Consider the following 17,262-nt stretch of genomic DNA (forward strand, 5'->3'; position numbering starts at 1 on the left):
GCTTCTATTATATCCCGCCTAAAGTGACTCCCTCACTACATACTAATTTTAATACAATTCAGCGCGGCAATAGCAGGGACAACTGCACCCGTGTTTTGCCATATCACAGGCACTAGCTCATTGGGTGTTACCCCACGAATTTCAGCAAACGTCGCCGCAATACGGGGTAACTCACTCACCTGATTGGCACCATCCTTTATCCAAACGGGGGGCATATCGGGCGCATCGGTCTCTAAAACAAACGCCGACAACGGTAGCGTTTGAATCAAACGCTGGTATTTTTTTGCACGCGGATAGGTCATTGCACCACCAACCCCGAGTTTAAAGCCTTGTGTAATAAATTGGCGCGCCTGCTGTTCGCTGCCGCCAAAAGCATGCGCAATCCCTCGCCGCACACCGACTCTTTTACAGTATTGCAACACCTTGTCCTCTGCTTTAACGCTGTGCATAAACACTGGCAAATCATAGTCGTACGCCAAGGCCAACTGCGCTTTGAAAAACGCGCATTGCTTTTCCAATGGCACAGATAACTTACCACCATGCGCTTTGCGCCCATCTAGACCAATTTCGCCAATACCAATAAATTTGGGGTGATTGAGGTAGCGCTCAATCGTGTGCGTTAACACCGCTATCGCGGCATCAAGCACCAATTCACCAACAAACAGTGGGTGCAGCCCTAGCGCAAAATAGGTATCTGGCAATTCGTCTGCGACACGGACCTGGCGCGACAAATCGCCCAGCCTAACCCCCATCAAGCATTGAGCGCTGACACCTAGGGCTTGTGCCTGTTGCCACTTTTTTTGCCTGTTAAGATCAAAATCAGGCGCATCAAAATGATTATGCGTGTCTATCCACATCCGTACTCACCCCCGTACTCAACCCGCATCCACCCCCGCAGCCACCCCCGCAGCCACATCCATTGTCAAAAAATGGGTTATTATTAACCTGAAACCAACGCCAAGTTATCGCGATGAATAATATGTTTTTCTAGCACAAAACCTAGAACATTGGCGATTTCATAACTGGGTATTCCGATGATTTTCTCAAGGTCTTGCGACCCATAATTAACAATACCTTTAGCGATTTCAATTCCTTTATTATCAACCACCGAGACAATCGCGCCACGAGGGAAATGACCTGCAATCCTGACAATACCAATACTAAGTAGACTTTTACCTTGTGCCAGCAACGCCTGTGCGGCGCCTTCGTCGACAATCAATGTACCCCGTGTCTGCAATTGACTGGCTAGCCATTGTTTTTTAGCAGGCACACCTTGGTGTGAGAAAAGCAACGTGCCTTCAAAATCACCCGTCAATAAGCTCACGATATTGTTTCCCCGATGACCATGCGTAATGGCAGTCGCTGTGCCTGAGTTCATGGCCTTTCTCGCAGCCTGCAGCTTAGTCAGCATACCGCCTGAGCCTAGCGTTGATTTAGACTGCCCAATATACGTGTCCAGCATAGGATTATCGGCAAAATCATAACGCACCAATTTGGCACTTGGATGCTCACGCGGGTCGGCATCATACAGCCCATTTTGGTCAGTTAGAATCACATACATACCAGCATGCGTTAAATTAGCCACCATTGCCCCTAAATTATCATTGTCACCAAAACGAATTTCATCAAAAGATACCGTATCATTCTCGTTAACAATTGGCAAAATGCCGCTATCTAACAATGCATTAACTGTTGCGCGAATATTTAAATAACGTTTGCGGTCTGCGGCGTCTTCGTGTGTCAGCAATATTTGCGCCGTTTGTATGCCTTGGGTGAAAAAAATCTCTTCATAAACCCGCGCTAATACCGCCTGCCCTACAGCCGCCGCAGCTTGTTGTTTTGGTAATGCACTTGGTTTTTCTGCCCAGCCTAACTTTTGTATTCCTGCCGCAATCGCCCCTGATGACACCAAAATCACCTGCTTACCCGCCTGACGCAACTGGCTGATTTGCTGCGCCAATGCAGTAATTAGCGCTCGATCGATTGTCTTGCCATAATCGGTCAGTATGGCAGAGCCGATTTTAATCACCCAAACGGGGCTGTTTACCGCGCTTTCTAGCGGCGCTTTAAATTGTTGGTCATCCATTTTTTCACACAGGTAGCGTCAATTAATCATCGCAATAAGCACCTCTAAAACCAGCGAAAGCCAGTTTCCGGTACCTACCTTTATAAAAACACGTCTTCTTCAGTCGACAAATAAGCCATAATTGCTTGGCATAATGGCTGAGTCCCTTGCTTTGCAAGCGCAGAAATCGCATAAATAGGCCCCGTCCATCGCAATTCTTGTTTAATTTCTGACATCAATGCATCTAATGCCTCAGCAGAGCGCATCTCGACCTTATTTAATACCAACCAACGTGGTTTTTCGGCGACTTCCGCGCTGTATTTTTTGAGCTCATTACTAATCTTAATTATATCACCAAGCACATCCCCACCGCTATCAGAATAAGGTGAAGCGTCAACAATATGCAACAAAATAGAGGTGCGAGACAGGTGTTTTAAAAACTGTATCCCTAAGCCATGACCTTCAGCGGCACCTTCAACCAATCCTGGAATATCGGCGATGACAAAACTACTAATTGGGCTTAATGCCACGACACCCAAATTGGGATGCAGTGTAGTAAATGGATAATCAGCAATTTTCGGGCGCGCGTGAGATACGGCAGAAATAAAAGTTGATTTCCCTGCATTTGGTAACCCCAACAATCCAACGTCAGCAAGGACTTTTAACTCGAGTCGGAGCATCCGTTCTTCGCCAGCAGAGCCTGGCTTTGATTGCCTTGGCGCACGATTTGTTGATGATTTATAACGGGTGTTACCCAAGCCATGGTAGCCGCCTTGAGCAATCAGCTGAACCTGCCCCTCGGTGGTTAAGTCAGCAATCAAACGGTCTTCCTCTTCATCAAATATCATCGTCCCAACAGGGACCAACAAAACAAGGTCCTCCCCTGCTGCACCAGTACAATTTCCGCCTTTGCCAGCCGAACCATCGGCTGCAAAAAACTTTCGTTTATAGCGAAACTCTGATAACGTGTTCAGCGCGGTACTGGCTTTGACATATATACTACCCCCATCGCCACCATCACCACCATCAGGCCCGCCAAATGGCACGAATTTTTCTCGATGAAAACTGACCGCACCGTTTCCACCCTTACCAGCGCGAACCATAATAATCGCTTCATCAACAAATTTCATGCAAAACTCCCAAAATCCCAAAAATTCTCTAAACCTTAATATGATAGCGGGTATTTACCCCGTTCTGCACCCGCCGTTACCGCCGCAAGCTACCATCAATTGACAGCCATTACACCCCCCATACTAATGGATACTAATGAATATTGATGGATACTGCGGTATGCTGATGCGACCTGATTATGCTATTGCATGCCGATGTAAATCAAACAGCCTGTTACAAACCACTTATCGAACAAACCCTTCGCGCCTTAATAAGGGATACCCAGCAGAACTTTCGGTATTTCTAATCAAAAAACGCCCGCAAAGGCGGGCGTTTTTTGCAGCAGTAAATAACCGAGGGTTACTTATTCAGCTTCTTGACCTGCACTATTTTCTTCGCCATCTGAAGCAACCACAGGCTGAGGGCGATCAACTAACTCAACATATGCCATTGGCGCATTGTCGCCAGTTCTAAAACCGCATTTCAAAATACGCACATAACCGCCATTACGTGTTTTAGAAAGGGGGGCAATTTCATTGAATAATTTTTGCACTGCCGCATCATCTCGCATATGATCAAATGCATGGCGACGGCCTTGAACATTGTCATTTTTCTTGGCATGCGTAATTAGCGGCTCTACCACACGGCGTAATTCCTTTGCCTTTGGCAAAGTTGTTTTAATGATGCCATGTTCAATCAAAGAACACGCCATATTACGAAACATCGCCTTACGATGTGAGCTATTTCTATTTAGTTGTCGACCGGATTTTTTATGTCTCATCACATTACCTTTATTATTTTTTAGCGGGAGGCCAATTTTCCAAAACCATACCAAGTCTTAGGCCATGCTGGTTTAGCACGTCTTTGATCTCATTCAACGACTTTTTCCCGAGATTCGGCGTTTTTAATAATTCCATCTCGGTACGCTGGACCAATTCGCCAACACAATCAATTTTTTCTGCTTTTAGACAATTCGCAGAGCGCACTGTCAACTCTAAATCATCTATCGAGCGAAGCAAAACAGGATCAATTTGCACCTGCTCTTCTTCAATAGACTCTTGCAACTCTTCTTCAATATCGACAAATACCGCAATCTGCTTGTGCAATAGCAATGCCGCTTGACTGACCGCTTGCTCTGGCTCAATCGCACCATTCGTTTCAATCTCAAGAATAAGCTTGTCTAAATCGGTTTGTTGCTCAAGTCTTGCCGACTCTACACGATAGGCGACTCGACTAATTGGACTGAATAACGCATCCACACGCAACCGACCAATTCGCTGACCTTCCTCGCTATCTTCGATAGAAGCCGCTGGGCGATACCCAACGCCTTTCTCGACTTTACAGGTAATAGAAAAAGGTTTATTTTGAGTCACTGTTGCAATAACTTGCTCAGGATTTACAATCTCCACATTATGTGGCAACTCAAAGTCACCCGCAGTAACAACGCCAGATTTTTTTACAGAAACACTGATTGTCGCCTCATCACCTTCGGGCATTCTAATCGCTAGTGAACGTAAATTCAGCAAAATATCCATCACGTCTTCTTGGACACCTTCGATGGTTGCATATTCATGCAACACACCTTCAATCTCACATTCAACGACGGCGGCACCTTCCATAGAAGAGAGTAAGATTCGACGTAACGCGTTGCCTAATGTATGGCCAAACCCTCTGGCCAAAGGCTCAAGTACAACCTTAGACGTAACGCCATCTCCTTCTACCGAGATATTACGTGGTTGTAGTAAAACAGAATTCATACCTACTCCTAATTTCTATTATTTCGAGTAAAGCTCAACAACCAGCGACTCGTTAATATCTGCCGATAAATCAATTCGATCTGGCACACGTTTGAATTCACCACTCATTTTTTTGTTATCGACTTCCATCCAGTCTACTGCCTCACGACTTTCAGCAAGGGCTAACGCATTTTGGATACGCTCTTGATTACGTGATTTTTCTCTCACCGCAACGGTCATACCTGCTTTTACCTGAAAAGAAGGGACATTAACACGTGCGCCATCCACCAGTATAGCGCCATGTGACACCAACTGACGGGCCTCAGCACGCGTTGATGCGTAACCCATACGATAAACCACATTATCCAAACGACACTCAAGCAATCTCAACAAATTTTCACCCGCTGAACCCTTAGAAGAAGATGCTTTTTTGAAGTAGTTACGGAACTGCTTTTCTAAAATACCATAAGTACGACGTAGTTTTTGTTTCTCACGAAGTTGCAACCCATAATCTGACAAGCGTCCACGACCTGCTCCATGCTGACCTGGTTTCGCACTCATATTACATTTAGAGTCTAGCGAACGAATCCCTGACTTTAACTCAAGATCTACGCCTTCGCGACGGCTTAATTTACATTTTGGTCCTATATATCTGGCCATTATCTTTCTCCTTCTGCGTTATACACGACGTTTTTTTGGCGGACGGCAGCCATTATGTGGAATGGGGGTCACGTCCGTTATCGTATGAATATTAAACCCAGCAGCATTTAAAGAACGAACCGCAGCTTCTCGACCAGGACCTGGTCCTTTCACATTCACATGCAATGTTTGCATACCGTACTCTTTCGCGATAGCGCCTGCACGATCAGCAGCAACCTGTGCCGCAAACGGGGTGCTTTTTCGTGAACCACGAAAGCCTGAGCCGCCTGATGTCGCCCATGCGAGCGCATTACCTTGGTTATCGGTAATCGTCACAATCGTGTTATTAAAAGAAGCCTGTATGTGCGCAACCCCTTCGGTTACCACTTTTTTAACTTTTCTTTTTGTTTTAGTTGGTGATTTAGCCATGATTTAACCTATAATTAACGCTTAATTGGTTTACGTGGGCCCTTTCGGGTACGTGCATTTGTCTTTGTTCGCTGACCACGACAAGGCAGACCACGTCGGTGCCTCAATCCACGGTAGCAACCCAAATCCATCAGACGTTTAATATCCATCGCTTTCTCACGACGAAGATCGCCTTCCACTGTATATTCACCAACCTGCGCGCGAATTTTTTCAATTTGATCATCGGTCAAATCTTTTATCTTGGTTGACGGACTAACCCCAACCGCAGCACAAATATCAATGGCTGTTTTGCGACCAATACCGTAAACGGCAGTCAGTGCAATATCAGCATGTTTGTGCACTGGAATATTAATACCAGCTATACGAGCCATTCAACTTCTCCTAGTTTATTTCAGTAAAAGAAAGGTGCAAAATTTTACACCAATCCCGTGCAAATGCAAGCTTTATTTAAATTAAAAATCAACCTTGGCGTTGCTTGTGTCGTGGATTTGCCTTACAAATCACACGGATTGCGCCATTTCGGCGTATTACTTTACAATCTTTGCAGATTGGTTTTACAGATGCTCCTACTTTCATTGTCACCACCTATTTAAATTAATTATGTTCGTTTTCGACCTAAATGCGATTTTTTCATCAACGATTCATACTGTGTTGACATTCGCATTGCTTGAATTTTTTGTACCAAATCCATAATGACTACCACAATAATCAAGATAGACGCACCACCAAATTGTAGTAATACAGAATTACTTTGATTCATGTTAAAGACCTCTGGTAACAAGACAACGCCAGCCAAATAAATCGCACCAACCATCGTCAAACGACTCTGCACGTGGTCAATATAATCAGCAGTTGCCTTACCAGGGCGCACCCCTTGTATAAAAGCGCCTGATTTTTTCAAGTCATCCGCCAACTCTTTGTTCTCAAACACCAAACCTGTGTAAAAGAAGGTAAAGGCAACGATTAACAAGCCGAATATCAAAATATAAATCGGTTGCCCACTTTGCATTTTAGCAGTTGCCAGCCCCATATAACGGGTGAATGAACCGCCCAACCCTTCGTTAAGTACATCCAGATTACTCATAAAGGACAAGACGGCCCCAATAAGGATGATAATTGCAGTGGCAAATATCACGGGAATTACACCCGCCAAATTAACTTTTAACGGCAAATAAGGTGCGTTTTGCCCCATCGCCATACCAGTTTGCTGCCTTGCGTAGTGGATGGGTATGCGTCTCTGAGAAGTCTCCACAAACACAATCACCACAAATAGCGCCACAATGATGGCAAAAATTGCCAATACCAACGCCGTTGAAACATCGCCCGATTTGGCGCTAGAAACAAGCCCACCAAACACCGACGGCATAGAGGCCACAATACCAGCCAAAATCAAAATAGAAATCCCATTGCCGATGCCGCGCTCGTTAATTTGCTCGCCTAGCCACATCAAAAACATCGCACCGCAAGCAAAGGTAAAGCCACCGACTAACCAAAACGCCGGCCCCGCGTACAAGGCTCGCTCCTGAAAAGCCAAGCACAACGCCACACCCTGAAAAAAGGCAACCGCCAAAGTCAAATACCTCGTATACTGGAGAATCTTACGACGACCTTGCGTTCCGCTTTGTCGCAGATCCTTGAGTTTACCTGGCATATGCGAAAGTAGCTGAATCACAATCGACGCAGAAATATAGGGCATTACACCTAAGGCGAAAATTGACATCCGCTCAATTGCCCCCCCTGAAAACAGGTTTGCAAACGCGCTTAAGTCGCCAGCATCTCGATTATTAATTGCATCTTGGATATCTGCCATATTCATACCTGGGATGGGAATATAAGTCCCCAAACGATAAATGATAATAGCCGCAATCACAAAGAGGAGCCGTTGGCCCAACTCTGAACCAAGTCCAGTTTTTTGCCCTGGCCTTTGCCCTAATTTCGCTTTAGACATGGTTTACTCGCTTACGCTTCCACCAGCGCTTTCAATCATCGCCTTAGCGCCTGCAGAGACTGCAATGCCTTTAATTTGGACATTAGACGCAAGCTCACCTGACAAGTAAATTTTACAGCGCTTAGCAGAACCTGCAATTAGATTTTCTTCGATCAAACGCGCCAAGGTAACTTCACCTGACAATTTATTTAACGCCGAAATCGGCAAACGGGCTGATGTTAATTTTTTACGCGACGTAAAGCCAACCTTAGGCAAACGGCGCTGCAATGGCATTTGTCCGCCCTCAAACCCGACTTTATGATAGCCGCCTGAGCGAGACTTTTGCCCTTTGTGTCCACGACCACAAGTCTTGCCTAAACCTGAGCCTATTCCACGACCTACTCGTTTACGTTCAGTACGACTGCCCGCATGGGTAAGATTATTTAATTCCATCTTATGCCTCCTCTACTTTGAGCATATAATAGGCTTTATTGATCATGCCACGGTTCTCAGGCGTGTCTAACACCTCAACGGTATGATGCATTTTACGCAACCCAAGACCTCGAACACATTCTTTGTGCCCTTTTTTACGTCCGTGCATACTCTTGACTAATGTTACTTTTACTTTACTCATGAGCCTAAAACCTCTGAAATTTTCTTGCCTCGCTTATCAGCAACATACTTAGGGGAAGACATTTCTTGTAACGCTTTGATTGTTGTTCTGACAACATTACCCTTATTTCGAGTGCCATTGCATTTCGCCAAGACATCTTTCACGCCAACCACTTCAAAAACGGCACGCATAGCGCCGCCAGCGATGACACCCGTACCAGATGAAGCGGGCTGCATATACAAATCCACTGCGCCATTTTTAATGGCAATCGGGTGCTGTAACGTCCCTTCATACAGACTGACTTGCACCATGCTACTTTTGGCTTTTTCCATGCTTTTTTGAATTGCAACAGGGACTTCTTTGGCTTTTGCATAACCAAACCCAACCTTACCCTGCCCATCGCCGACAACGACTAAGGCGGTAAACGCAAAGTTAGTTCCCCCTTTGACCGCCTTGGATACGCGGTTCACCTCTACGAGCTTTTCAATAAACTCAGGCTGTTCATTTCGTATATTCTCTGCCATCATAACCTCTTAAAAATCTAAGCCCGCTTCACGCGCAGCATCAGCAAGCCGCTTTATACGGCCATGGTACTTGTGACCCGAACGGTCAAATGCAACTTTTTTTACACCCGCTGCAACCGCTTTTTCAGCAACCGCTTTACCAACCGCCTCAGCCGCATCGATATTACCAGTATAATTTGTCGCCCCTTTGATATCGGCGTTTAGCGTAGATGCCGAAGCGAGAACCTTGCCACCTTCAGCAGCAACAACCTGTGCATAGATGTGACGGCTGCTTTTATTGACAACCAAGCGCGTATCACCTCTTGTTTTCATCGCCGTACGGGCACGAAGACCTCTACGAATTTTTGCTTGTTTTTTATTCATCTCATGCCACCCTATTTTTTCTTCGCTTCTTTGAGCTTAATTTGCTCATCAGCATAACGAACCCCTTTGCCTTTGTATGGCTCTGGCGGTCTAAAGGCACGGATTTTCGCCGCTACCTCACCCACGAGCTGTTTATCTGCTCCAGAAATCACCAAATCTGTCTGGCTAGGCGCATCGACCTTAATGCCTTCAGGTATTTCAAAATCTATTGGATGAGAAAAGCCCAGCGTTAGATTTAAACGATTACCTTGGATGGCCGCACGATAACCAACACCAATCAATTTCAATTTTTTCTCATAACCTTGAGAGACACCGATTAGCATATTGTTGACCAGCGAACGCATTGTCCCAGCCATTGCCCAAGAAGGACGATCTTGTATCTTTGGTGCAACGGTTAACTGGTCTTCACTTTGCGCGATTGTCACTGAATCATGAAGTTGCATGGACAACTGACCATTTTTACCCTCGACTGTGACAGTGCGGTCATCAATAGAGATTTTTACACCCGCTATTAATGGAATTGGATTTTTAGCTATTCTTGACATCGAAACACCACCTTTAATAAACTTCGCAAACAATCTCGCCACCGAGCCCTTTGGCTCTGGCTGATCGTTCGGTCATGACGCCATGGGAAGTAGAAACTACCGCTATACCCAATCCACCTTTTACACTTGGCAACTCATCTTTTGATTTATATCGTCGTAACCCAGGGCGGGACACACGATTAATTTCTTCAATAACAGGACGGCCTTGAAAGTATTTCAGCGTAATCGTTAGTTGTGATTTAGGACCTTCATCTTGCCGAAAATCTACTATGTAACCTTCCTCTTTTAGTACGTTGGCGATTGCCGCCTTTAACTTCGATGCACGCATACTAACTGTTGCTTTACCAACAGACTGTGCATTGCGGATACGCGTTAGCATATCAGCTATCGGATCACTCATCATAATATATTTACCTCTAAAGTTTTCAGTAACTGGGCTTAGCGCAGCGCTATCTCCAGTATGTACTTAACACTATCATTATTCATCTTCCCATAGCAATTATGCCAAGTAAGGGAGGTGAATAATAGCCACTTAACACAACAAATGCAAGCACAATCTCTGTTATGCGCTTACTAAGTGTCAATGGCGACGTCTAGCGAGCGAATTTTACCAGCTTGCTTTACGTAAACCGGGTACTTCACCTTCCATTGCATGTTCGCGCAATTTGTTGCGGCAAAGCCCAAATTTTCTATAGACGGCATGCGGACGACCCGTCACGCGACAACGCCGCTGAATTCTAACAGGCGATGCATCTCTAGGTAATTTCTGAAGCTTTAATTGCGCTTCGGTCCTTGCCTCATCCGTCGTTTCTGGGTTTGCAATAATTTGCTTAAGGGTCGCACGTTTGTCGGCATATTTCGCTACCATTTTGGCGCGTTTTGCCTCACGATTAATCATACTTTTTTTAGCCATTAACCTATCTACCTATGTTCTAAAAGGAAAACCAAAGGCAGACAGTAGCTGTCTCGCTTCATCATCAGTTTTCGCTGTTGTTGTGATTGCAATATCTAAACCACGAATTGCATCGATTTTTTCAAAGTCAATCTCAGGGAACATAATCTGTTCCTTGACGCCCATATTGTAGTTGCCACGCCCATCAAATGCCTTGGCATTAAGCCCGCGAAAATCTCGAATTCGCGGTATGGCGACATTAACCAAACGATCCAAAAATTCATACATTTTTTCACCGCGTAACGTGACTTTGCATCCAATCGGCCAACCATCACGAATCTTAAATCCTGCAACTGACTTTTTAGACAAGGTAATAATCGGTTTTTGACCCGTAATTGTTGCTAAGTCGGCCATTGCTCGCTCGATAATTTTTTTATCGGCAACGGCTTCGCCCACACCCATATTTAGCGTGATTTTCTCTAGCTTAGGTACCGCCATAATACTTGGCGCACCCAGGCTTGATTGCAGCTCATTGGCAATCGTCTCACGATACATAGTTTTTAATCTTGCCATCATTCCCACCTATATCGTTGCGCCAGATTTCTTCGAAAAGCGAACCTTCTTACCCGCCTCATCCCGAAATCCTACTCTTACACCTTTGCCATCCTCCACCAACATCACATTAGAAGTATGGATAGCGGCTTCCTTTTTAATCAAGCCACCAGTTTCACCTGTCATCGGATTGCCTTTGATATGTTTGGTGACCAAGTTTTGTCCTGTAATGACAACTCTATCATCTTTAACTGATTCAACCGTGCCTGTGTTACCTTTATTTTTTCCTGCGATAATGATAACTTCATCGCCTTTTTTAATTCGATTCATGTTGTTACCTATAGTACTTCAGGAGCTAAAGAAATGATTTTCATATGGTTACCTGCACGCAATTCTCGGGCAACTGGTCCGAATACACGCGTCCCGATAGGTTCGTGCTTTGCGTTTAAAATGACCGCGGCATTGCTATCAAAGCGAATCACCGACCCATCACTGCGTCTAACGCCTTTTCTCGTTCTAACGACCAGTGCATTGTAGACATCACCTTTTTTAACTTTTCCGCGCGGGATAGCTTCTTTCACTGAGACTTTAATAATGTCCCCTATACCAGCGTAGCGACGATGCGATCCACCAAGCACTTTGATACACATAACTTCTTTAGCACCGCTATTGTCAGCTACGCTTAACCGTGTTTGCATTTGTATCATAACTCAGCCCTACCTTGCCTTTTCTAAAATTTCAACTAACTTCCAAGTTTTCGTCTTGGAAATTGGACGCGTTTGCTCGATTGAAACCACATCGCCAATAGCACATTCATTGTTTTCATCATGAACATGACAACGCGTTGTCTTTTTTTGATACTTGCCATACACAGGGTGCTCAACCTTGCGCTCAATTAAGACAGTGATGCTTTTATCACCTTTATCGCTTGCGACTTTACCAACCAGCCTTCTTTGTGTTTTTTCTGCAGTCATTTTAACTCACCTGTGTTTTTGCGCCCAGAGCATGCTTAATACGTGCAATATCTCTTCGCACTTCTCTAACCTCGTGGGTTTGCTCTAATTGACCTGTTTTGTGACGAATGCGCAATTTGAACTGTGATTCTTTGAGTTCAAGCAACTGCGCCTGTAACTCGTCCACTGTTTTTTCTGTCAACGCTTTAATTTCTGCTTTTTTCATCACATCACCGTTCTTGTAACAAATACTGTTTTAACAGGGAGCTTAGCTGCCGCTAGCGTAAAGGCCTCACGCGCTAGTTCTTCGCTCACGCCTTCCATCTCATAAAGCACTGTCCCTGGCTGGACTTTCGCCGCCCAATATTCCACGTTCCCCTTACCTTTACCTTGACGAACCTCTAACGGCTTACTGGTCACTGGCACATCAGGAAAAATACGTATCCACACTTTACCACCACGTTTGATGTGACGGTTAATAGCTCGACGTGCAGCCTCAATTTGACGTGCTGTTACGCGACCTCGCGTGGTACATTTAAGACCAAACTCACCAAAGCTCACTTTATTGCCACTCGTGGCTAGCCCGCGATTTTTGCCCTTATGTTGTTTTCTAAATTTTGTTTTTTTTGGTTGCAACATCGCTAATTACCCTCTTTTCGTTTTACGCGGCGGCTTTTTGCCTGCTCTATCTGACGTATCCGCGTCTGTAGCACTAGCCTCACCTTTGTAAATCCAGACTTTCACGCCGATAATACCGTACCCCGTTAACGCCTCAGCAAAGCCATAATCGATATTAGCACGCAGCGTATGTAGCGGCACTCTGCCTTCTCTAACCCACTCAGCACGCGCGATTTCTGCGCCGTTTAAGCGACCAGCAACATTAATTTTAATACCTAGCGCGCCTAATCGCATTGTGCTCGCAACTGAACGCTTCATTGCACGACGGAACATAACTCGCTTTTCTAGCTGCTGACAAATACCTTCTGCAACTAAGTAAGCGTCAAGTTCTGGCTTGCGAATTTCTTCGATATTGATATTGGCGTTAACTTTAAATTTATTTGATATGTCTACCTTTAAGCGACCGATATCTTCGCCTTTCTTACCGATAACAATACCTGGACGCGCCGTAAAAATCGTCACAGAAACAACGTCACGCGCTCGCTCGATCTCAATGCGAGACACCGATGCGTTTTTTAATTTTTCGCGGATATAATTACGAATATTAATATCTGACTCAAGGTAATCAGCGTACCGCCTACCTTCTGCGTACCATTTTGATGACCAATCAGAAGAAATACCTAGGCGCATTCCTACCGGATGTACTTTTTGACCCATAATATTTTCTCCTAATTAATGGATTTAACCAAAATCTGAATATTGCTCGTACGCTTCAGTATTCTCGTTCCACGACCTTTCGCTCTCGCACGAAAACGCTTCAACGTAATACCTTCGCCGACTTGTATCTCAGCAACACGTAACTCATCAATATCCGCACCGAACACGTCCTCTGCATTTGCTGCAGCGGACTTTAGTACTTTGCTGATTATCTTTGCGCCTTTTTTCGGACTAAATGCGAGTAAAGTTAATGCTTCTTCAACTTGTTTACCACGAATTTGATCTGCAATTAAACGCGCTTTTTGCGCAGAAAGTCTCGCACCTTTATGTTTTGCTACTGCTTCCATCTCTACCTACCCTTTTTGTCCGCAACATGACCGCGATAATTTCGTGTTGGCACGAATTCCCCAAGCTTATGACCAATCATATTCTCATTGACCAAAACAGGTACATGTTGTTTACCATTATGCACCGCCAATGTTAGACCAATCATATCTGGAATAATCATTGAGCGTCGCGACCAAGTTTTTATCGGCTTTTTATTGCCGCTTTCTACCGCATCTATCACCTTCTTTTCAAGGTGGTGGTCGATAAAGTAACCTTTCTTTAATGAACGTGGCATTCTTGTCTCACCTCAATTAATTAACGCCCTTTGCGGCGCTGAACAATAAATTTCTCTGTGCGTCGATTAGAACGCGTCTTATAACCTTTGGTTGGTGTTCCCCATGGTGACACGGGATGACGACCACCAGACGTACGACCTTCACCACCACCATGCGGGTGATCTACAGGGTTCATCACTACGCCACGGACAGTTGGCCGAACGCCTCTCCAGCGTGTCGCACCAGCCTTACCTAGCACACGTAGCGCATGCTCAGCATTGCCGACTTCACCAATCGTCGCCTTGCAGTCTAACAACACCTTACGGCGCTCACCGCTGCGAAGCTTAACTGTGGCATAAGCCCCTTCACGTGCAACCAGTTGCACACTTGCACCAGCACTACGTGCTAATTGACCACCTTTACCAGGCTTCATCTCTAGGCAATGTACTGTTGTACCTACCGGGATATTTCTAAGCGCCAACGTGTTCCCCACTTTAATCGGAACATTCTCACCAGATTGAACCGCATCGCCTGCTTTCAACCCTTTTGGCGCTAGTATATAGCGACGCTCACCATCAGCATATAGCAACAACGCAATATTAGCCGTACGGTTAGGATCATACTCAAGACGCTCAACCTTAGCAAGGATACCATCTTTATTGCGCTTAAAATCTATTACACGATATTTTTGCGCATGACCACCGCCACGATGACGAACCGTAATTCGTCCCATATTGTTGCGCCCACCAGAGCGTGTTTTTTTCTCTGTCAGCGGTCCGTAAGGTGCGCCTTTATGCAAGCTATCATCCCTTACATCAACAACAAATCGACGTCCTGCGGATGTTGGTTTTCGTTTAATTACTGCCATTTTATACTCCTCAATCCGCCATAATCTGTTCGTAATCAATCGCCTCTGACAAGCCTATGTAAGCAAGCTTGATATTTACCCGCTTGCCAGCTCGGCCTCGAAAAGACTTTTGCTTACCTTTTCGATTGACCACTCGCACGGACAACACATCGACTTCAAATAACGTCTTAACCGCCGCCTTAATTTCTGCCTTTGTTGCAGTCGGATCAACTTTAAAGACCAACTGTTTTTCTGTGGCAGCAGTTTTTTCAGTCACATGCGGCGCACGAATAATTTCAAAAATTCGTTCTTTGTTCATGCTAACCACTCCTCTATTTTCTTAACAGCTGCCTCTGAAACAACGACCAAATCATGGCGAATAAGCGACACAGGGTCAATCGCAACAACATCGGTCATATTTACCTTAGGCACATTACGAGATGACAAATAGGTATCTACATTTACCTCTTCATCAATCAGCAAAAGCAATTTACCTTGGTAATCTTGGAATGTCTCGAGGAATTTTTTGGTCTTAGGCTGCTCAACCGCCAAACCATCGGCAATCACCAATCGGTCAGAGCGCAACAGCTCAGAAAAAATCGCTCGCATTGCAGCGCGATACATTTTTTTGTTTACTTTTTGCGAATAGTCACGGTTAACTGCGGCAAATGTTACACCACCTTTGCGCCAAATTGGGCTTCTCGATGTTCCAGCGCGCGCACGACCTGTACCCTTTTGACGCCAAGGCTTCGCCCCGCCACCCGAAACATCTGAGCGAGATTTCTGGCCTTTGGTCCCCTGACGACCTGCCGCCTGATAAGCAACCACAATCTGATGAACCAAGTTTTCATTATAGTCGACCGCGAAAACGCTATCGCTCAAATCTACCGTGCCAGACCTGCCATTTATATTTTTTAATTCTACTTGCATGACGCCACCTATTTCGATTTCACAGAAGCGTTGATGACAAGTCGGCCATTTTTATGGCCAGGCACACCGCCCTTTACTAAAAGGTAGCCTTTTTCCTCGTTCACTTCAACAATTTCTAAATTTTGAATGCATTTTTTAACCGCACCCATATGCCCTGCCATTTTTTTACCTTTAAAAACGCGGCCTGGTGTCTGACACTGACCGATTGAGCCAGGGACACGATGCGATAGTGAGTTACCGTGTGTTGCACGTTGCATACTAAAATTATGGCGTTTTACCGTCCCTGCAAAGCCTTTACCAATGCTAACACCGCGCACATCGACTCGCGCGCCTGCAGTAAACAACGACAATGGAATCTCAGCGCCCAACTCGTAGTTAGCTAACTCTGACGCTTCAACGCGAAATTCTGACAGACCAGCACCAACCTCAACACTGTTTTTAGCAAAGTGGCCTATTTCTGGCTTACTCAAACGCGATGGCTTTTGCTTACCAAACGCAACTTGAACCGCCGTGTACCCATCTTTTTCTACTGTTTTATGTGTTACTACCACATTTTGCGGAACGCGAATAACCGTCACTGGCACTGCACTACCGTCCTCTTGAAAGACACGTGTCATGCCTTCCTTATAACCTATAACTCCCATTTTCATATTTATTTACCTCAAAAATAAAAAAGCGAGAGGAGGGATGGGGTCCCTCTTCGCTCAAACCCTAAGGGGGGCATATCTTAATCTAATTCTATCTTTACGTCAACACCTGCGGCTAAATCAAGCTTAGTTAATGCATCAATTGTTTTTTCGTTTGGCTTGATAATATCCATTAACCGTTTGTAGGTGCGGATTTCATATTGATCACGCGCATCTTTATTAACGTGCGGCGAAATGAGAATTGTGTGAATCTCCTTTTGCACAGGCAAAGGAATTGGACCCTTCACCTGCGCACCAGAGCGCTTCGCTGTTTCTACAATTTCTTTTGCTGATGCATCAATTAATTTGTGATCAAAAGACTTTAAACGGATTCTGATTTTTTGATTAGTCATAACTCGCCTTACGCAACAATTTTAGAGACGACGCCAGCACCTACGGTACGACCACCTTCACGAATCGCAAATCGCAATCCCTCATCCATCGCAATCGGTGCAATCAACTCAACTTCAATCTTGATGTTATCACCTGGCATAACCATCTCAACGTCTGCAGG

The 17,262-nt window shown here is 45.1% G+C and carries 32 protein-coding genes; all 32 read right to left on the reverse strand.

The window, feature by feature from the left end; translation table 11 throughout:
* Window positions 1–35 precede the first annotated feature (35 nt).
* On the reverse strand, window positions 36–857 hold the full coding sequence (locus GCU85_RS03180) for a TatD family hydrolase (RefSeq protein ID WP_152809265.1): 822 nt from the start codon (window positions 855–857) through the stop codon (window positions 36–38).
* 83 nt (window positions 858–940) lie between these two features.
* Window positions 941–2,086 (reverse strand): glutamate 5-kinase, encoded by a 1,146-nt coding sequence (proB, locus tag GCU85_RS03185; RefSeq protein ID WP_152809267.1) that lies wholly within the window; start codon window positions 2,084–2,086, stop codon window positions 941–943.
* 80 nt (window positions 2,087–2,166) lie between these two features.
* Window positions 2,167–3,195 (reverse strand): Obg family GTPase CgtA, encoded by a 1,029-nt coding sequence (gene cgtA / locus GCU85_RS03190; protein ID WP_152809269.1) that lies wholly within the window; start codon window positions 3,193–3,195, stop codon window positions 2,167–2,169.
* Between the two features lie 344 nt (window positions 3,196–3,539).
* Window positions 3,540–3,956 (reverse strand): 50S ribosomal protein L17, encoded by a 417-nt coding sequence (gene rplQ / locus GCU85_RS03195; protein WP_152809271.1) that lies wholly within the window; start codon window positions 3,954–3,956, stop codon window positions 3,540–3,542.
* A 13-nt stretch (window positions 3,957–3,969) separates the two neighbouring features.
* Entirely contained in the window at window positions 3,970–4,932 is a 963-nt protein-coding gene (locus GCU85_RS03200; protein WP_152809273.1) for a DNA-directed RNA polymerase subunit alpha, read from the reverse strand.
* Between the two features lie 18 nt (window positions 4,933–4,950).
* The gene (rpsD, locus tag GCU85_RS03205) at window positions 4,951–5,571 is read right to left on the reverse strand and encodes a 30S ribosomal protein S4 (RefSeq protein WP_152809275.1); all 621 of its coding nucleotides are present in this window, start codon (window positions 5,569–5,571) and stop codon (window positions 4,951–4,953) included.
* Window positions 5,572–5,589: 18 nt separating this feature from the next.
* The gene (gene rpsK, locus GCU85_RS03210) at window positions 5,590–5,979 is read right to left on the reverse strand and encodes a 30S ribosomal protein S11 (protein ID WP_152809277.1); all 390 of its coding nucleotides are present in this window, start codon (window positions 5,977–5,979) and stop codon (window positions 5,590–5,592) included.
* Between the two features lie 14 nt (window positions 5,980–5,993).
* A complete protein-coding gene (rpsM, locus tag GCU85_RS03215; RefSeq protein ID WP_152809279.1) occupies window positions 5,994–6,350 on the reverse strand; it encodes a 30S ribosomal protein S13 in 357 nt (118 codons plus the stop codon).
* An 88-nt stretch (window positions 6,351–6,438) separates the two neighbouring features.
* The gene (rpmJ, locus tag GCU85_RS03220) at window positions 6,439–6,555 is read right to left on the reverse strand and encodes a 50S ribosomal protein L36 (RefSeq protein ID WP_152809281.1); all 117 of its coding nucleotides are present in this window, start codon (window positions 6,553–6,555) and stop codon (window positions 6,439–6,441) included.
* Between the two features lie 22 nt (window positions 6,556–6,577).
* Complete coding sequence (gene secY / locus GCU85_RS03225; protein WP_152809283.1) at window positions 6,578–7,927, reverse strand: preprotein translocase subunit SecY; 1,350 nt, start codon at window positions 7,925–7,927, stop codon at window positions 6,578–6,580.
* A gap of 3 nt (window positions 7,928–7,930) precedes the next feature.
* Window positions 7,931–8,359 carry a 50S ribosomal protein L15 gene (gene rplO / locus GCU85_RS03230; RefSeq protein ID WP_152809285.1) on the reverse strand — a complete coding sequence of 143 codons (429 nt, stop codon included), beginning with the start codon at window positions 8,357–8,359 and terminating at the stop codon, window positions 7,931–7,933.
* Window position 8,360: 1 nt separating this feature from the next.
* Window positions 8,361–8,540: a 50S ribosomal protein L30 gene (gene rpmD / locus GCU85_RS03235; RefSeq protein ID WP_152809287.1), complete on the reverse strand. Its 180-nt coding sequence runs from the start codon at window positions 8,538–8,540 to the stop codon at window positions 8,361–8,363.
* On the reverse strand, window positions 8,537–9,046 hold the full coding sequence (rpsE, locus tag GCU85_RS03240) for a 30S ribosomal protein S5 (protein ID WP_152809289.1): 510 nt from the start codon (window positions 9,044–9,046) through the stop codon (window positions 8,537–8,539). The genes rpmD and rpsE overlap by 4 nt, the downstream gene beginning before the upstream one ends.
* A 6-nt stretch (window positions 9,047–9,052) precedes the next feature.
* On the reverse strand, window positions 9,053–9,406 hold the full coding sequence (gene rplR / locus GCU85_RS03245) for a 50S ribosomal protein L18 (RefSeq protein WP_152809292.1): 354 nt from the start codon (window positions 9,404–9,406) through the stop codon (window positions 9,053–9,055).
* 11 nt (window positions 9,407–9,417) lie between these two features.
* The gene (rplF, locus tag GCU85_RS03250; RefSeq protein ID WP_152809294.1) at window positions 9,418–9,951 is read right to left on the reverse strand and encodes a 50S ribosomal protein L6; all 534 of its coding nucleotides are present in this window, start codon (window positions 9,949–9,951) and stop codon (window positions 9,418–9,420) included.
* A 13-nt stretch (window positions 9,952–9,964) separates the two neighbouring features.
* The gene (rpsH, locus tag GCU85_RS03255) at window positions 9,965–10,357 is read right to left on the reverse strand and encodes a 30S ribosomal protein S8 (protein ID WP_328592784.1); all 393 of its coding nucleotides are present in this window, start codon (window positions 10,355–10,357) and stop codon (window positions 9,965–9,967) included.
* Window positions 10,358–10,558: 201 nt separating this feature from the next.
* Entirely contained in the window at window positions 10,559–10,864 is a 306-nt protein-coding gene (gene rpsN, locus GCU85_RS03260; protein WP_152809297.1) for a 30S ribosomal protein S14, read from the reverse strand.
* Window positions 10,865–10,876: 12 nt separating this feature from the next.
* Complete coding sequence (rplE, locus tag GCU85_RS03265; protein WP_152809299.1) at window positions 10,877–11,416, reverse strand: 50S ribosomal protein L5; 540 nt, start codon at window positions 11,414–11,416, stop codon at window positions 10,877–10,879.
* Between the two features lie 9 nt (window positions 11,417–11,425).
* Window positions 11,426–11,725 (reverse strand): 50S ribosomal protein L24, encoded by a 300-nt coding sequence (gene rplX, locus GCU85_RS03270; protein ID WP_152809301.1) that lies wholly within the window; start codon window positions 11,723–11,725, stop codon window positions 11,426–11,428.
* Window positions 11,726–11,733: 8 nt separating this feature from the next.
* Window positions 11,734–12,102, reverse strand: a complete 369-nt coding sequence (gene rplN / locus GCU85_RS03275) for a 50S ribosomal protein L14 (protein WP_152809303.1) — start codon at window positions 12,100–12,102, stop codon at window positions 11,734–11,736.
* Window positions 12,103–12,111: 9 nt separating this feature from the next.
* Window positions 12,112–12,369, reverse strand: coding sequence for a 30S ribosomal protein S17 (rpsQ, locus tag GCU85_RS03280; RefSeq protein WP_152809305.1), 258 nt, complete (start codon window positions 12,367–12,369; stop codon window positions 12,112–12,114).
* Window position 12,370: 1 nt separating this feature from the next.
* On the reverse strand, window positions 12,371–12,574 hold the full coding sequence (gene rpmC, locus GCU85_RS03285) for a 50S ribosomal protein L29 (protein WP_152809307.1): 204 nt from the start codon (window positions 12,572–12,574) through the stop codon (window positions 12,371–12,373).
* Window positions 12,574–12,987: a 50S ribosomal protein L16 gene (rplP, locus tag GCU85_RS03290; RefSeq protein WP_152809309.1), complete on the reverse strand. Its 414-nt coding sequence runs from the start codon at window positions 12,985–12,987 to the stop codon at window positions 12,574–12,576. The genes rpmC and rplP overlap by 1 nt, the downstream gene beginning before the upstream one ends.
* 6 nt (window positions 12,988–12,993) lie before the next feature.
* Window positions 12,994–13,683, reverse strand: coding sequence for a 30S ribosomal protein S3 (gene rpsC, locus GCU85_RS03295; RefSeq protein ID WP_152809311.1), 690 nt, complete (start codon window positions 13,681–13,683; stop codon window positions 12,994–12,996).
* A gap of 11 nt (window positions 13,684–13,694) precedes the next feature.
* Window positions 13,695–14,030, reverse strand: a complete 336-nt coding sequence (gene rplV, locus GCU85_RS03300) for a 50S ribosomal protein L22 (RefSeq protein WP_152809312.1) — start codon at window positions 14,028–14,030, stop codon at window positions 13,695–13,697.
* Between the two features lie 2 nt (window positions 14,031–14,032).
* The gene (gene rpsS, locus GCU85_RS03305; protein WP_152809314.1) at window positions 14,033–14,305 is read right to left on the reverse strand and encodes a 30S ribosomal protein S19; all 273 of its coding nucleotides are present in this window, start codon (window positions 14,303–14,305) and stop codon (window positions 14,033–14,035) included.
* Window positions 14,306–14,325: 20 nt separating this feature from the next.
* On the reverse strand, window positions 14,326–15,153 hold the full coding sequence (rplB, locus tag GCU85_RS03310) for a 50S ribosomal protein L2 (RefSeq protein ID WP_152809316.1): 828 nt from the start codon (window positions 15,151–15,153) through the stop codon (window positions 14,326–14,328).
* 10 nt (window positions 15,154–15,163) lie between these two features.
* Window positions 15,164–15,451, reverse strand: a complete 288-nt coding sequence (gene rplW, locus GCU85_RS03315; protein ID WP_152809318.1) for a 50S ribosomal protein L23 — start codon at window positions 15,449–15,451, stop codon at window positions 15,164–15,166.
* Window positions 15,448–16,062 carry a 50S ribosomal protein L4 gene (gene rplD / locus GCU85_RS03320; RefSeq protein WP_152809320.1) on the reverse strand — a complete coding sequence of 205 codons (615 nt, stop codon included), beginning with the start codon at window positions 16,060–16,062 and terminating at the stop codon, window positions 15,448–15,450. The genes rplW and rplD overlap by 4 nt, the downstream gene beginning before the upstream one ends.
* Window positions 16,063–16,070: 8 nt before the next feature.
* The gene (gene rplC / locus GCU85_RS03325; protein WP_152809321.1) at window positions 16,071–16,712 is read right to left on the reverse strand and encodes a 50S ribosomal protein L3; all 642 of its coding nucleotides are present in this window, start codon (window positions 16,710–16,712) and stop codon (window positions 16,071–16,073) included.
* A gap of 77 nt (window positions 16,713–16,789) precedes the next feature.
* On the reverse strand, window positions 16,790–17,101 hold the full coding sequence (gene rpsJ, locus GCU85_RS03330) for a 30S ribosomal protein S10 (RefSeq protein ID WP_152809323.1): 312 nt from the start codon (window positions 17,099–17,101) through the stop codon (window positions 16,790–16,792).
* 8 nt (window positions 17,102–17,109) lie between these two features.
* Window positions 17,110–17,262: EF-Tu C-terminal domain-related protein (locus GCU85_RS03335; RefSeq protein WP_456238561.1), on the reverse strand; the 153-nt coding region annotated here is incomplete at its 5' end.

It is taken from the genome of Ostreibacterium oceani, assembly GCF_009362845.1.
GTDB classification, from domain to species: domain Bacteria; phylum Pseudomonadota; class Gammaproteobacteria; order Cardiobacteriales; family Ostreibacteriaceae; genus Ostreibacterium; species Ostreibacterium oceani.

What these genes read in the sequence shown, in the direction of transcription:
- GCU85_RS03180 (WP_152809265.1), bottom strand. Translation starts at nt 857, where the DNA reads ATGTGGATAGACACGCATAATCATTTTGATGCGCCTGATTTTGATCTT.
- proB (WP_152809267.1), bottom strand. Translation starts at nt 2,086, where the DNA reads ATGGATGACCAACAATTTAAAGCGCCGCTAGAAAGCGCGGTAAACAGC.
- cgtA (WP_152809269.1), bottom strand. Translation starts at nt 3,195, where the DNA reads ATGAAATTTGTTGATGAAGCGATTATTATGGTTCGCGCTGGTAAGGGT.
- rplQ (WP_152809271.1), bottom strand. Translation starts at nt 3,956, where the DNA reads ATGAGACATAAAAAATCCGGTCGACAACTAAATAGAAATAGCTCACAT.
- GCU85_RS03200 (WP_152809273.1), bottom strand. Translation starts at nt 4,932, where the DNA reads ATGAATTCTGTTTTACTACAACCACGTAATATCTCGGTAGAAGGAGAT.
- rpsD (WP_152809275.1), bottom strand. Translation starts at nt 5,571, where the DNA reads ATGGCCAGATATATAGGACCAAAATGTAAATTAAGCCGTCGCGAAGGC.
- rpsK (WP_152809277.1), bottom strand. Translation starts at nt 5,979, where the DNA reads ATGGCTAAATCACCAACTAAAACAAAAAGAAAAGTTAAAAAAGTGGTA.
- rpsM (WP_152809279.1), bottom strand. Translation starts at nt 6,350, where the DNA reads ATGGCTCGTATAGCTGGTATTAATATTCCAGTGCACAAACATGCTGAT.
- rpmJ (WP_152809281.1), bottom strand. Translation starts at nt 6,555, where the DNA reads ATGAAAGTAGGAGCATCTGTAAAACCAATCTGCAAAGATTGTAAAGTA.
- secY (WP_152809283.1), bottom strand. Translation starts at nt 7,927, where the DNA reads ATGTCTAAAGCGAAATTAGGGCAAAGGCCAGGGCAAAAAACTGGACTT.
- rplO (WP_152809285.1), bottom strand. Translation starts at nt 8,359, where the DNA reads ATGGAATTAAATAATCTTACCCATGCGGGCAGTCGTACTGAACGTAAA.
- rpmD (WP_152809287.1), bottom strand. Translation starts at nt 8,540, where the DNA reads ATGAGTAAAGTAAAAGTAACATTAGTCAAGAGTATGCACGGACGTAAA.
- rpsE (WP_152809289.1), bottom strand. Translation starts at nt 9,046, where the DNA reads ATGATGGCAGAGAATATACGAAATGAACAGCCTGAGTTTATTGAAAAG.
- rplR (WP_152809292.1), bottom strand. Translation starts at nt 9,406, where the DNA reads ATGAATAAAAAACAAGCAAAAATTCGTAGAGGTCTTCGTGCCCGTACG.
- rplF (WP_152809294.1), bottom strand. Translation starts at nt 9,951, where the DNA reads ATGTCAAGAATAGCTAAAAATCCAATTCCATTAATAGCGGGTGTAAAA.
- rpsN (WP_152809297.1), bottom strand. Translation starts at nt 10,864, where the DNA reads ATGGCTAAAAAAAGTATGATTAATCGTGAGGCAAAACGCGCCAAAATG.
- rplE (WP_152809299.1), bottom strand. Translation starts at nt 11,416, where the DNA reads ATGGCAAGATTAAAAACTATGTATCGTGAGACGATTGCCAATGAGCTG.
- rplX (WP_152809301.1), bottom strand. Translation starts at nt 11,725, where the DNA reads ATGAATCGAATTAAAAAAGGCGATGAAGTTATCATTATCGCAGGAAAA.
- rplN (WP_152809303.1), bottom strand. Translation starts at nt 12,102, where the DNA reads ATGATACAAATGCAAACACGGTTAAGCGTAGCTGACAATAGCGGTGCT.
- rpsQ (WP_152809305.1), bottom strand. Translation starts at nt 12,369, where the DNA reads ATGACTGCAGAAAAAACACAAAGAAGGCTGGTTGGTAAAGTCGCAAGC.
- rpmC (WP_152809307.1), bottom strand. Translation starts at nt 12,574, where the DNA reads ATGAAAAAAGCAGAAATTAAAGCGTTGACAGAAAAAACAGTGGACGAG.
- rplP (WP_152809309.1), bottom strand. Translation starts at nt 12,987, where the DNA reads ATGTTGCAACCAAAAAAAACAAAATTTAGAAAACAACATAAGGGCAAA.
- rpsC (WP_152809311.1), bottom strand. Translation starts at nt 13,683, where the DNA reads ATGGGTCAAAAAGTACATCCGGTAGGAATGCGCCTAGGTATTTCTTCT.
- rplV (WP_152809312.1), bottom strand. Translation starts at nt 14,030, where the DNA reads ATGGAAGCAGTAGCAAAACATAAAGGTGCGAGACTTTCTGCGCAAAAA.
- rpsS (WP_152809314.1), bottom strand. Translation starts at nt 14,305, where the DNA reads ATGCCACGTTCATTAAAGAAAGGTTACTTTATCGACCACCACCTTGAA.
- rplB (WP_152809316.1), bottom strand. Translation starts at nt 15,153, where the DNA reads ATGGCAGTAATTAAACGAAAACCAACATCCGCAGGACGTCGATTTGTT.
- rplW (WP_152809318.1), bottom strand. Translation starts at nt 15,451, where the DNA reads ATGAACAAAGAACGAATTTTTGAAATTATTCGTGCGCCGCATGTGACT.
- rplD (WP_152809320.1), bottom strand. Translation starts at nt 16,062, where the DNA reads ATGCAAGTAGAATTAAAAAATATAAATGGCAGGTCTGGCACGGTAGAT.
- rplC (WP_152809321.1), bottom strand. Translation starts at nt 16,712, where the DNA reads ATGAAAATGGGAGTTATAGGTTATAAGGAAGGCATGACACGTGTCTTT.
- rpsJ (WP_152809323.1), bottom strand. Translation starts at nt 17,101, where the DNA reads ATGACTAATCAAAAAATCAGAATCCGTTTAAAGTCTTTTGATCACAAA.